This is a genomic window from Mycoplasma sp. HU2014, from assembly GCF_001199495.1.
Taxonomy (GTDB): domain Bacteria; phylum Bacillota_I; class Bacilli_A; order Mycoplasmatales; family Mycoplasmataceae; genus Mycoplasma.
Genome location: NZ_LFYS01000001.1, coordinates 1 through 13,654 on the forward strand (window position 1 = coordinate 1; position 13,654 = coordinate 13,654).

Here is a 13,654-nt window from a genome sequence, read left to right on the forward strand (position 1 = left end):
AAATAAACAACAAATTTTACTATTTATTTAAAGACTTAGAAATTGCTGGAAAAGAAAGTATTGGTAGGTATCAAAGACATTTAAGAAAAGATAATTTTGATATTTCTGAATTCAAAAAAGAAGAAGAATATTTTGGAACAATTGCTTTTGAATCAAATGTAGATTTGAGTTTAGAAGATGTATACACACTTTATGATCAAAGATGAGAGATTGAAGAAATGTTCAATTTTTACAAAAACATTTTAGAATTATCAAAAACCAGAGTTCATTCTGAAATGAAAGTTTATACAACTGAATTTATAAACTACTTATCATTAATAATTGGAACACGTGTTAAGAACCAATTTATTAAATTGGACTTGCACAAAAATTATTCTTTCAAACAAATAATAGAATATTTAAGAAGTTATAAAATAGAACAGATAAGTGGTAAAGAATGAAAGAAAAGCAAGATGTTGAAATACGTTCAAAACCTTGCTGATTTATTAAATGTATAGTATTAGACTAAAACTTTTTTATTCTAATTGTTTTTTAAATCTTGGTAATTGTTCAGGTTTTAATTTATTATTATCAATATAAAAAGGATATATTACATTATCAACATTTCACCTTGAAAGATCTTGGCCGAAATTTTTAGCCTCATCAAACATAACATACATATTAGTTACATTTGAAGTATCTCAATTAGAAATATCGCCGTTAAAGTTTTCAGCATCATAAAACATTGCTTCCATAAGGGTTACATTAGATACATCTCAATTGTTTAAATCCTGGTTGAAACTTTTTGCACTCATAAATAATGATGACATATCAGTTACATTAGATACATCTCAATTATTTAATGGTTGATTAAAGCTTAAGGAATTCATGAAAATACCATACATTTCAGTTACATTAGATACATCTCAATTAGAAATATCACCATTAAAGTTTTTAGCACTTGAAAACATACTATTCATATGAATTAAATTTGAAGTATCTCACGCAATATATGATGAACCATCTGAATTTTTAATTTCTTTTGTGCTTATGTTTTGGTTGAAGTTTTCAGCAACTGAAAACATATTTTGCATATTAGTTACTTTAGAAGTATTTCATCTTGAGATATCACTATTGAACTCAGTTGCACTCTGAAACATTCTTTCCATAGAAGTCACATTTGAAGTATCTCAATATTCAATTCCTTTAATAACTTGATGTTTATTTCTTTTAAATGCTTCACTTAGGTCAGTAATAATACTAGGTAATAAACTGGTAACAATTTCTGTATTTCAATTAAACTTATGTATTTGAAATACACCTTTTTCATTTATAAAATAACCTATTTCAGTTACTTCTTTTTTAGTAGAATCTTTATATTTATGTTTTGTTTTACTTGTATTAAATAATCCAATATTTAACTCTATGATGTCACCATTGTAAATAAACTTCAGATTTTCATTTTCTTTTGGTTCAGTCTCTTTTAAACTGTCTTCTAAATAATCGATTTTTATATTATTTAATTTATTTTTTATTAATCTATCTGATAGAGTTTTTAATATTGTCTTTTTAGATGGTAAACCTCATTTGTTTTTAACTCTAAACCTATCTTTAAATTCAAGATCTCAAATAGATTTAATTTTATTAATAACTATTTCTTCAGAAGTAGGAATGTAAAATGTAAATGCTATTTGATTTTTATATGTTTTATCATTTTTAATAGGCTTTATTATTACTGTGTTGTCTTTAATCACTAAATCTAATTTAGAAAAATCAATATCAATTTTTGGATTTTTTTGCTTAATTAGTAAGATTAATTTTTCTAATGTTTTATCACTTTCGTTAATTCATCCTAAATCTTTATTAATAACTAAAGTAGATAAATCAATACTTTCAATCTTTTGAGATTTGTTATTTAACAATTTAATACCAGTTCCAACTGAAGTTGCAGAAATAGCATTTGTACCAATTATTAGAGATATTGTTTTTCAAGTTAATTTCATATAACCCCTTTACTAAATAAAAATTTAATAACCTTGTCCTACTCTTACATAATAAAATTATAGCAATGCAAAAAAAAAAAAAAAAGAGACTTGACAAGAAAAAAAAAGAGACTTGACAAGAAAAAAAAGAGACTTGACAAGAAAAAAAGAGACTTGACAAGAAAAAAAGAGACTTGACAAGAAATTGGAAGTCTGCATTTTTTACAAAATTATCATAATCAATAGTTATTCCAGGAATTAAAGAATAAAAGTACGAATTGAATAATTTAAAAGTTACTTAACGTACTTTTTATTATCTTTATTTATTTTATATAATAAGACTATGTAAGGAGAGAGTATATGAACAAAATAACATTAGATAGAACATGAAAAACTGATGCTATATTTTATGGTACTGTTATTTTTGTCAGTCTTTTTGCAAATATTACATTTGCGATAGTTAATATTAGTCAAAAGATTAATAACATTGATAGCTTAGTTTTTTTAGATTCAATTTCTATTTCTATGTGAGCAATGTGAATAGCAACTTTTTATGCAGTCTATGCTTTATATAAAAATATAAAAACAAAACAAATTTATTCTAATAAGTGATTAGAATTTTTAACTACAAGTATGCTTTTGGCATCTATGATTTTATTTATATTTTATTTAAGTGTAGGCTTTTTTAACTCAACAATTAACTGAACTTATTGATTAAAAATAATTAATTCATACTTTTTATTACCAATCGCATTTTTAAGTTATTTATTACTATTTAAAAATAAAACATTAGTAAATAATAAAGTGATGTTTAGATCAACATGAAGACTAGCATTAATTAGTTTTGTTTATATTGTTTATGTAGTTATTAAAACATTTGCAAGATTAGAATTAGTAAAAAATAATCAATTTGCTTTTGTTAATATTGATATAGAAAAATTAGGAGTAGTTAACTTTATTTTCTTAGGAATTTTTATATTTGCTGTGTATTTTTCAATGTATTTTGCTGTAATAAAAATTAATAATTTAATAAATAAAAATAGGGGTATTTATGAAACAAATTGATAATAAGATTAAATTAAAAACTTTTAAAAGAACATTTAAATCTGAAATGATTGTTTCAGTTGTTATGTTATTTTTAATAGCTTCATGTCTATTTATGTTTTTTGTATTCAAATCATTTGGAGTAACTACAAATAAACCAGAAGGAGCAGATTTTATATTTGTAAGAGACACAACTTATTTAAGTGAATGATATGCTACTTTTGTAATGGTATTTTCTGCTATGAAAATTACAAAAATGTTACAAACTAAAAAATTACTTATTTTTAAATATACTGAATATACATTTACTGCATGAACAATTTTTATTTTCTTATTTTATGTTGTTGGAATAATTATAGGTCAAACTCAAATAGATGATAATAGTTTTGATACTTATTATAGAGCTAGTGCAATTCATATGATTGTTCCTTTAATTTGATTAATATACTTTTTTGTTTTTCCTATTCAAGATCAAAAAACTAAAAAACAAATTTGATTAGGAAGTTTACAAAATGTTGTTATACTTACTGCATATTTAATTTGAATTGGAATTAGATTGATACCAAATGTTGGTGATCAAATTGTACCTCATCCATATGCATTTTTATCTGCTGAAAAAATAGGTGTCGTTCTTTATGTATTAGGAAATATTTTATTTATTGCTTTAATTAGTTTATTATATGTAGCAGTTTATTATTTAAATATTTTAGTTTATAACAAGTCAAATAAATTGACAAACCAAAATAACAATCAAAAGAGAGTATAATAAAAATTAACAAAGAAAGTAATTAATATTAATATGAATTATATAAACAACAATAAGTTTAAATTAGTAAGTAGATTTTCAGCTTCTGGAGATCAAGTTCAAGCTATACAAGAATTAGAAAAAGGATTAAAAAATAATAAAAAATATCAAGTTTTACTAGGTGCTACTGGAACTGGTAAAACTTTTACTATTGCTAATGTTATTGCAAAACACAACAAGCAAACTTTAGTTTTAGCTCATAATAAAACTTTAGCTATGCAATTGTATTATGAGTTAAAAGAATTATTTCCCGAAAATAGAGTTGAATATTTTGTTTCAAATTTCGATTTTTTCCAACCTGAAGCTTATGTTCCATCCAAAGATTTATATATTGATAAAGATGCTCGTCAGAATATGGAATTAGATATGATGAGACTTAGTGCTTGTAATGCACTTTTAACAAGAAATGACACAATAGTTGTAGCTAGTGTGGCTGCAATTTTTGCATTGCAAAATCCAGAAGAATATTCATCAGCTTTTTTTGAGTTAAAAATAGGACAAAAAATCGCAAGAAATGAATTATTAAATTGATTAGTTAGAACTGGTTATACAAGAAATGATATCGAAAACGAATTAGGTAGTTTTTCTGCTAAAGGCGATGCTATTAAAATAGTTCCTGGTTGAGCAAACAATATTATGTTTAGAATTTCTTTATTTAATGATGAAATTGAGATGATTGATATTTTAAATTCAATTACAGGAGCTATTATAGATAGAACTAGTATTGTTTCAATTTTTCCTGCTCAAGCTTATGTGACACCACAAGATAAAATGAAATTAATTTGTAATAATATTAGAAATGAATTAACTGATCGATTGGCTGTTTTAAATTCTGAAAATAAATTATTAGAAGCTCAAAGATTAGAACAAAGAACAAAATATGATCTTGAATCACTTGAAGAGTTTGGATATTGCAGTGGTATTGAAAATTACTCTTCACATTTAGATTTACGTCAACCAGGTCAACGTCCTTATATTTTATTAGATTATTTTAAAGATGATTTTTTAACCATTATTGATGAATCTCATATTTCACTTCCTCAAATTAGAGGAATGTATAACACTGACAGATCTAGAAAAACAACACTAGTTGAATATGGATTTAGACTACCTAGTGCACTAGATAATCGTCCATTAAATTTTGATGAATTTAATAGTTTATTACATCAAGTAATTTATACTTCAGCAACTCCAGGAGATTATGAATTAGAACAAGTTAACAATCATGTAGTTCAACAAATTATTAGACCAACAGGATTATTAGATCCAATTGTTGAAATAAGACCTACAACAAATCAGATTGATGATATTATCAATGAAATACACAACAGAAGAAAAGTAAACGAAAGAGTATTTATTACAACCTTAACAATTAGAATGAGTGAAGATTTAACTAACTATTTACAACAAAGAGATATTAAAGTTGCTTATCTACACTCAGAGTTAAAAACATTAGAACGAAGTGAAATATTAAATGATCTAAGAAAAGGTGTTTATGATGTTGTTGTTGGAGTCAACTTGCTAAGAGAGGGATTAGATCTACCTGAAGTTAGTTTAATTTGTATATTAGATGCTGATAAACAAGGATTTTTAAGAAACTATCGTTCATTGATTCAAACAATAGGTCGAGTTGCTAGAAATGAAAATGGTAAAGCTATAATGTATGCTGATAGTACTAGTCAAGCTATGCAACAAGCTATTGATGAAACTAATCGTAGACGCGAAATTCAACAACAATATAATAAAATTCACAACATTATTCCTAAAACAGTTTCAAAACAAATCACTGAATCAATACTAAGTAAAAAATCTAAACAAGCAATAGAAAAAGCCAAAAAAATTAGAAATTCAAAACAAAAAGTTGAAACTCTTCAAAAAGCAATTGATGATCTACGAGATGAAATGTTACAAGCTGCAAAAGAGTTAGATTTTGAAAGAGCTGCAGTTTTAAGAGATACAATTATTGAATTAGAAAACCAAAAAAATACTAATTAGGAGGTTTATTATGAACGACAAAATCATAATTAAAGGTGCAAGAGAACATAATTTAAAAAATATCGATCTTGAAATACCTAAAAATAAATTAGTTGTTTTTACAGGATTAAGTGGATCTGGTAAATCTTCATTAGCATTTTCAACAATTTATGCTGAAGGAAGAAGACGTTATATTGAATCACTATCAGCTTATGCTAGACAGTTTTTAGGTGGAAATGAAAAACCTGATGTTGATTCAATTGAAGGATTATCTCCTTCGATTTCAATTGATCAAAAAACAACTAGTCATAATCCAAGATCAACAGTTGGTACAGTTACTGAAATTTATGATTATCTACGTTTATTATATGCAAGAATAGGAACTCCTTATTGTATAAATGGTCATGGTCAAATTCAAGCTATGAGCATCAGTGAAATAGTAAACAATATTAAGCAAACAACAACATCTAGTCAACAAATTCATATACTTTCTCCAATTGTTAGAGATAAAAAAGGTACATTTAAAGATGTTTTAGAAAAATTAAGTTCTGATGGATTTATTCGTGTAATTGTTGATGGTGAATTAAAAATGTTAGATGATGAAATTCAGTTAGATAAAAATCAAAGACATAATATTGATATTGTAGTTGATAGAATTATTTATCAAAATACTGATGAGATTAATTCAAGAGTTTTTACAGCCGTTGAAACAGGATTAAATTATTCTAACAATTTAATTAAAATCGCTTATATTAATGATGATCAAAAAGTTGAGAAATTGTTTTCAACTTCTTTTGCATGTAAAGAATGTGATTTTGTTGTTCCTGAATTAGAACCAAGATTGTTTTCATTTAATGCTCCACTGGGAGCTTGTAGTGAGTGTAATGGATTAGGTGTAAATTTAGAACCTGATGTTAATTTAATTATGCCTAATATGAATCTTTCAATTAATGAAGGAGGAGTTAGTTATTATAAAAACTTTTTACATACTGATAATTTAGAATGACAAAAATTTAGAACATTATGTGATTATTACTATATTGATCTAACCTTGCCTTTAAATCAATTAACTAAAAAACAAATTGATGTTATTTTATGAGGAAGTGACAGAGAAATAGATATTAGACTTGTAAGTAGTAATGGTAAAAAATATGAAAGTTTTGATTATATAGAAGGAACAGCACAATTAATTAAAAGAAGATATTTTGAAACCAAATCTGAAGAAATTAGAAATTGATATGCTAAATTTATGTCTTCAACAACTTGTACTTTATGTCAAGGATCAAGATTAAATGAAATTGCATTATCAGTAAAAATTAATGATAAATCAATTTTTGATTACACAAAAATAAGCATTGGTGAAGAATTGGATTTTTTATTAAATATAGAATTAACTGAAACTCAAAAAACAATTGCTAAGTTAGTATTAGATGAAATTATTTCAAGAACTAGTTTTTTAAATGAAGTAGGATTAGGATATTTAGATCTAGCAAGAACAGCTACAACACTTTCGGGTGGTGAATCTCAAAGAATTAGATTAGCAAAACAAATCGGAAGTCAATTAACGGGTATTTTATATGTGTTAGATGAACCTTCAATTGGATTACATCAAAAAGACAATGATAGATTAATTGCTACATTAAAACATTTAAGAGATTTAGGAAATACTTTAATTGTTGTTGAACACGATGAAGATACAATGAAAGCAAGTGATTGAATTGTTGATATCGGTCCAGGAGCTGGAGAAAACGGTGGAGAAATTACTTTTTCAGGAACATATAATGAAATTTTAAAAACTGATACTATTACAGGAAAATATTTATCAAAACGTATGACTATACCAGTTCCAACAAAAAGAAGAAGTGGTAATAAAAAAGTTATTCAAATAATTAAAGCTAGTGAAAATAATTTAAAAAATATTGATGTAACTATTCCTTTAAATAAATTTGTAACAATTACAGGAGTTAGTGGAAGTGGTAAATCCACTTTATTAGAAGATATTGTTTATAAAGGTTTACAAAATAATTTATCTAAAGAATACGTTCCAACTGGTAAGGTAAAAGAAATTAGAGGAGTAGAAAATGTTAATAAAGTAATCTATATTTCTCAAGAACCAATCGGAAAAACACCAAGAAGCAATCCAGCAACCTACACTTCAGTTTTTAATGATATAAGAGATTTATTTACAAATCTGCCTGAAGCTAAAATAAGAGGATATAAAAAAGGAAGATTCTCATTTAACGTTGCAGGTGGAAGATGTGAACATTGTCAAGGTGATGGAGTTATAACTATTTCAATGCAATTTATGCCAAGTGTTGAAGTTATTTGTGAAGTGTGTGAGGGAAAACGTTATAATAGCGAAACTTTAATGGTGAAATATAAAGATAAATCAATTTCTGATGTTTTAAATATGACAGTTAGTCAAGCTTATGAATTTTTTGAAAATATTCCTCAAATTAAAGCTAAACTTCAAACTATTTTAGATGTAGGATTAGGTTATATTAAACTAGGTCAAAACGCTACAACACTTTCAGGTGGTGAATCTCAAAGAATTAAACTATCAACGCATTTATTAAAAAAACAAACGGGAAACACTATGTTTTTATTAGATGAACCAACTACAGGTTTACATATTGATGATGTAAAAAGATTAATAGATGTTTTAAATAAATTAGTTGATTTAGGAAACACAGTTTTATGTATTGAACATAATTTAGACTTTATTAAAGTTTCAGATCACATTATTGATCTAGGTCCAGATGGTGGACAATACGGTGGACAAGTTGTAGCATTTGGTACTCCTGAACAAGTAGTAAAATCAGAAAAATCCTACACAGCTAAATACTTGAAAGGATATTTATAATGATTTCAGTTGATGACTTTTTATTTGAATGATTAACAAGAGACAAAAAGATAAATATTTTTAAAGAAGTTTTAAAAGAGTTAAATAATATCGAATCAAAACTACCAACCATTAATGTTGTTGGAACTAATGGTAAAGGATCAACATCATTTTATATATCACAAGGTTTAAAACAAAAATATAAAAAAGTAGGATTATTTATTTCTCCTGCTTTTATGTTCCATAATGAAAGAATTCAAATTAATAATATTTCAATTAGTGATGATGATTTGAAAAAATACATTAAAAAGGCTGAAGTTTATATGTATAAATATCAGTTAAACTTTTTTGAAATGTGAACACTTGTTATGATTTTATATTTTGTTGATAATGATGTTGATATTGTAGTTTGTGAAGCTGGAATTGGTGGATGAAAAGATACAACTAATTATATGTCTAATCAAATACTTACAGCTTTTAGTTCTGTTTCAATTGATCATACTGATTATTTAGGAGATACTATTGAAGATATTATTTTTCAAAAAGTAAATATAGCAAAAGCTAATACTAAATTAATTGTTAGTGATGATAATTTAAAATATAAAGATATTATTTTAGATAAATTAATTAATAAAAATGTAGAAGTTATTTTTGCTGATAAAATTGATGATCAAATAGATTATCAAAAAGCAAATAAAGGTTTAGCTAAAAAAGTTTTAGAACAATTTGAAATTTATGATGATAGTATCTTTAAATTAGATAAACCTTTAGGAAGATTTAGTATTTTACAAACCCATCCTTATTTTATAATTGATGGTGCTCATAATGTTGATGCAATAAATAGGTTAATAACAGCAACAAAACAACTTAAAAAAGACTTTATAGTTTTATATGCAACAAGTTTTTTAAAAGATTATAAAACTTCATTAGAGTTATTAGAAAGTAATTTTGATGAAGTTTATATAACTAGTTTTGATCACATTAAAGCTTGAGATATAAATAATGTTAATTATAAAAATAAAATTTATGATTGAAAAGCATTTTTAAAAAATAATAAAAAGAATATTTTAATTTGTGGAAGTTTATATTTTGTTCCACAAGTTTATAAGTGATTTATAGAAAATAAAAAATATCAATAGGAGAGAGTAGGGTTTTTATAAATCAATAATATTAGTATAAATTTGATAAAATATTTCTAATAACTTAATAGAGTTAAAAGTATTTGAAATAAATCATAGGAGTTAAAAATGATAGATCATAACAATTTAGAGCAAGAGATTATTAATCTTTACAATAATAAAAAAACTCAAGATATTATTAATCTTGCCGATCAAACACAACCTGCAGATTTTGCAGAAGTTTTAAATCATATTCAAGAAAAAATAGCATTTGAAATTTTAAAAAAAATTAAAGTATCACAATCAAGTGAAATATTTAATTATTTATCTTATGACTTAAGAGAATATATATTAAAAAATTTAAATATAACTAAGTTAAAAAAACTAGTTAATGAACTTTATTCAGATGATATTATTGATGCTATTGAAGATATGCCGACTGAAGTTGTTAGAAAAGTATTTGATGCTGCTTCAATTGAACAAAGAAAAGAATTATTAAATATTTTAAAATATGATGATTATACTGCTGGAAGTATTATGAGTGTTGATTTTCTATCAGTTAGAGAAATAAAAACCGTATCTAAAACTATTACTGAAATTAAAAAAAATCACGAAGAATATGATGAAATTGATGATGTATTTGTTGTTAATAAAATCGGACAATTAATTGGAAGTATTGAAGTTAAAGATCTAATTTTAAATGATAATAATACTAAAATTGGTGAATTTATGAATAGAAAAATAATCTCAATTAATTCTAACCAATCTCAAGAAGAAGCTGCGATTATGTTTAAAAAATATGATATTAATACTTTACCAGTAGTGGATGATAACAACATTTTAGTAGGTATTATTACTGTTGATGATGTGATTGATGTCTTGATTGAAGAAACTAATGAAGATATTCATAAATATAGTGGTATTAAAACAACAGAAACAAATTATTTTGAAACTTCAATTTGACAAATGTTTAGATCAAGAAGTTTATCTTTACTAGTAATGCTTATATTAGGATTTATCACAAATATTTTAATGATTGTCATATTTAATAAATATAACCCTACAGGTGATAATCAATTATTGTTAATGTTAATTCCTTTAACATTAATTATTTCAGGAGTAGTTGCTTGTTCAGCTAATCAAACTTTATTAATAACAGGACGAGCTATTAATTTACAGCAATTACATAAAAAAGAAATTAAAACGATCTTTTTTAAAGAAATAATTGTTTCAATAATGCTTGCAATAAGTCTTGTTGTGATTAACTTTTTAAGAATGATGTGTATTTATTTAATTGAATATAAAGTTGATTTTAGTAATATTTATATTTGAAAAAGTATCATAATAGCTAGTGTTGGAATTGTTATTACTATTTTAATTTCAAATTTATTAGCTTTAATATTACCTTTAATAATAAATAAATTAGGTAAAGACTCATCATCAGTTTCACTTCCATTATTAACATTATTTGTTGATATTATTACTGTTATTGTTTTTTTAGGTGTTGGTGTATTATTTATATAGATTGATAAGGAGAAATATGCGTTTAAGAAATAAACCATGAACAAAAGATTTTTTAGAAAAGCACGATGATAGTCTAATTCATTTTAATAAACAAAATCATTTAGATTTAAATAAAGAATTTAACAATAACAATGATGTTCATCTTGAAATAGGGTGTGGTAAAGGTCAATTTATTACTACATTAGCTTTAAAAAACAGTGATATTAATTTTATTGGTATGGAAAAAGAAACTACAGTTGTTGGAGTGGCTTTAAAAAAGAGCTTGAATGTTTTTGAACAAAATAAAAAGCAAATGCATAATTTAAAATATTTTAATGATTTTGCTGAAGATTTAACTGAAATGTTTACTGATAATTCTATTTCAAAAATCTATTTAAACTTTTCAGATCCATGACCTAAAAAAAGACATACTAAAAAACGTTTAACATTTATTACGTTTTTAGATCGATACTCTCAAATATTAAAAAAAGATGGAATTTTAGAATTTAAAAGTGATAATGATTTATTATATGAATTTAGTTTAGAACAGCTAAGTCAAACTAATAAGTGAGAAATTATTTATAAAACTAATGATTTATATAAAGATCAAGAAATGATAAAAGATAACATTGCAACTGAATATGAAACAAAATTTCATAGTTTAGGAAAAAATATTAACAAAATAATTATTAAAAATTTAAAATAAATTAAAGAGTTTTTAATATCTATATTAAGGAGCACAAATGAAAAATAAAATTTGTTCAGTTAATAAAAATAACTTTTTTAAAATAGTTATTTATTTTATTTTTATTTATATATTTAAAATTACAAAACAAAATAAATATATTAAAGAATTTATACACTTTTGTTTTTCATATAAAAGATTTGATGATTTTACTAATACATATAATGAACACATTCAAGATCTTAAAGACAAAAAGATTCAAGATTTTTTAATCAAAAAAGATCAAATCAAAGAATTTAAATTATCTAATAAACATGGTGAAATTAGTTGTTTAAAAATAGAAAACAAAAACTCTAAAAAATGAGTAATTGGATTACATGGTTGAACTGAAAATAAGTATTTAGCTTTAAGACTTGTTCAGCACTTTTTAAATGATGGTTATAATATTTTAACTTTTGATCAATTCGCTCACGGTAAAAGTTATGGTAAAAATACTGATACTGGTTTTAGTACAATTGAAATGTTAGATACTGTTATTGAGTTTTTAAAAGAAAACGAAGCTAGTCAAATAGGGTTAATTGGAAATAGTATGGGAGCATCAACTTCTGTTTTATATGCTCAAATTGGTAAATGTAAAAAAGATATTAATTGAATAGTAGCTGATTGTGGATTTTCAAATTTAGTTCGTCAATTTAGATGGTATATGTCAACTAGATTAGAAAAGAATTGATGAGAAACTAGTTTATTTGTTGGATCAAAATTTAATAAACATGTAAATAAAGATATTAAACAATATGATTTATTAAAAAATATGAATCAAGTTACAACTCCGATTTTTTATATTCATTCTAAAGGTGATACTTTTATTAATTATTTAATGAGTGTTGAAATGTATGAAAAATCAAATAAAGATATAACTGAAATTTGAACTCCTGAAAATAGTGAACACGTTAGAGTTATTGCAGATTATGCAGATCAATATCATATTAAAGTTAAAGAATTTATTAAAAAACATTTATAAGATGGATAATAATAATTTTTTGTGATAGATTAATAATGTAAATATTTTATTTACTAGATTGGTGGTTTTAGTTCTTACCGGCACTACCTACGAATTTATGACCTGGCGTAATGATAAACAGAACTGAATTTGAACTCTTTATAGAGTTCTTTTTTTGTTTAATTGATAGTTTTTCAAAATAAATAATTATATAAAAAATTCCCAATTTTGGACACTATATAATTTTAATAATTTACTAAAAAATTCTTATTTTCGTCCATTAAATACATTAAAATATCTAAAAAATTAAATTTTCTTAAATCTAGAGCTAAAAAAGCTCTATTTTTTGTTCTAATTTTATTTAAAAAAAGTTTAAAAAACTAAAAATAGGTGGTAAAATAAATATATATGTATAGTGTTTAACACATAAAAAAGGAGATATAAAAATGGCCATTCCTAAAGACATATTAGAAATTCCAAGACCATCTAGTACCAGAGTAAAAGCAACCACAAAAGAAGGTGTTTATAATGTTATAAAAAGAACATCAATAAGAAAAAATGGAAAAATTATTCCTGTTGAAAAAGGAGTTATTGGGAAGATTATCAATGGTGTTTATCAAAGTATTGAAAAACAAACATATGAAGTAGACGTTAAATCATATGGTCTATTTGCACTAAATGAAAAATTAAACAATCATATCTTTAGAGAACTTTTAAATTTT

Annotated in this window: 10 protein-coding genes and 1 pseudogene; 10 read left to right on the plus strand and 1 reads right to left on the minus strand. The window is 24.1% G+C overall.

Annotation, left to right across the window (positions count from 1 at the left end):
• On the plus strand, positions 1-497 hold a 497-nt coding region (locus tag AB668_RS00005; RefSeq protein ID WP_152908002.1), incomplete at its 5' end, for a transposase.
• Positions 498-515: 18 nt separating this feature from the next.
• On the opposite strand, the gene AB668_RS00010 is transcribed toward AB668_RS00005, so the two are convergent.
• A complete protein-coding gene (locus tag AB668_RS00010; protein ID WP_050517090.1) occupies positions 516-1,982 on the minus strand; it encodes a BspA family leucine-rich repeat surface protein in 1,467 nt (488 codons plus the stop codon).
• Between the two features lie 339 nt (positions 1,983-2,321).
• On the opposite strand from AB668_RS00010, the gene AB668_RS00015 reads away from it, so the two are divergent.
• From AB668_RS00015 to AB668_RS00055, 9 genes and pseudogenes are all read left to right on the plus strand, one after another.
• On the plus strand, positions 2,322-3,029 hold the full coding sequence (locus AB668_RS00015) for a hypothetical protein (RefSeq protein WP_050517091.1): 708 nt from the start codon (positions 2,322-2,324) through the stop codon (positions 3,027-3,029).
• Entirely contained in the window at positions 3,013-3,771 is a 759-nt protein-coding gene (locus AB668_RS00020) for a hypothetical protein (protein WP_050517092.1), read from the plus strand. The genes AB668_RS00015 and AB668_RS00020 overlap by 17 nt, the downstream gene beginning before the upstream one ends.
• A 33-nt stretch (positions 3,772-3,804) precedes the next feature.
• A complete protein-coding gene (gene uvrB / locus AB668_RS00025) occupies positions 3,805-5,805 on the plus strand; it encodes an excinuclease ABC subunit UvrB (RefSeq protein ID WP_050517093.1) in 2,001 nt (666 codons plus the stop codon).
• Between the two features lie 7 nt (positions 5,806-5,812).
• Entirely contained in the window at positions 5,813-8,647 is a 2,835-nt protein-coding gene (gene uvrA / locus AB668_RS00030; RefSeq protein ID WP_152908003.1) for an excinuclease ABC subunit UvrA, read from the plus strand.
• Positions 8,647-9,765: a bifunctional folylpolyglutamate synthase/dihydrofolate synthase gene (locus tag AB668_RS00035; protein WP_050517095.1), complete on the plus strand. Its 1,119-nt coding sequence runs from the start codon at positions 8,647-8,649 to the stop codon at positions 9,763-9,765. The genes uvrA and AB668_RS00035 overlap by 1 nt, the downstream gene beginning before the upstream one ends.
• Positions 9,766-9,873: 108 nt before the next feature.
• Entirely contained in the window at positions 9,874-11,268 is a 1,395-nt protein-coding gene (mgtE, locus tag AB668_RS00040; protein WP_050517096.1) for a magnesium transporter, read from the plus strand.
• Positions 11,269-11,284: 16 nt separating this feature from the next.
• Entirely contained in the window at positions 11,285-11,953 is a 669-nt protein-coding gene (gene trmB / locus AB668_RS00045; protein WP_050517097.1) for a tRNA (guanosine(46)-N7)-methyltransferase TrmB, read from the plus strand.
• 37 nt (positions 11,954-11,990) lie between these two features.
• On the plus strand, positions 11,991-12,953 hold the full coding sequence (locus tag AB668_RS00050) for an alpha/beta hydrolase (RefSeq protein ID WP_050517098.1): 963 nt from the start codon (positions 11,991-11,993) through the stop codon (positions 12,951-12,953).
• A 425-nt stretch (positions 12,954-13,378) separates the two neighbouring features.
• Positions 13,379-13,654: pseudogene (locus tag AB668_RS00055) on the plus strand (IS1634 family transposase); the annotation flags it as partial.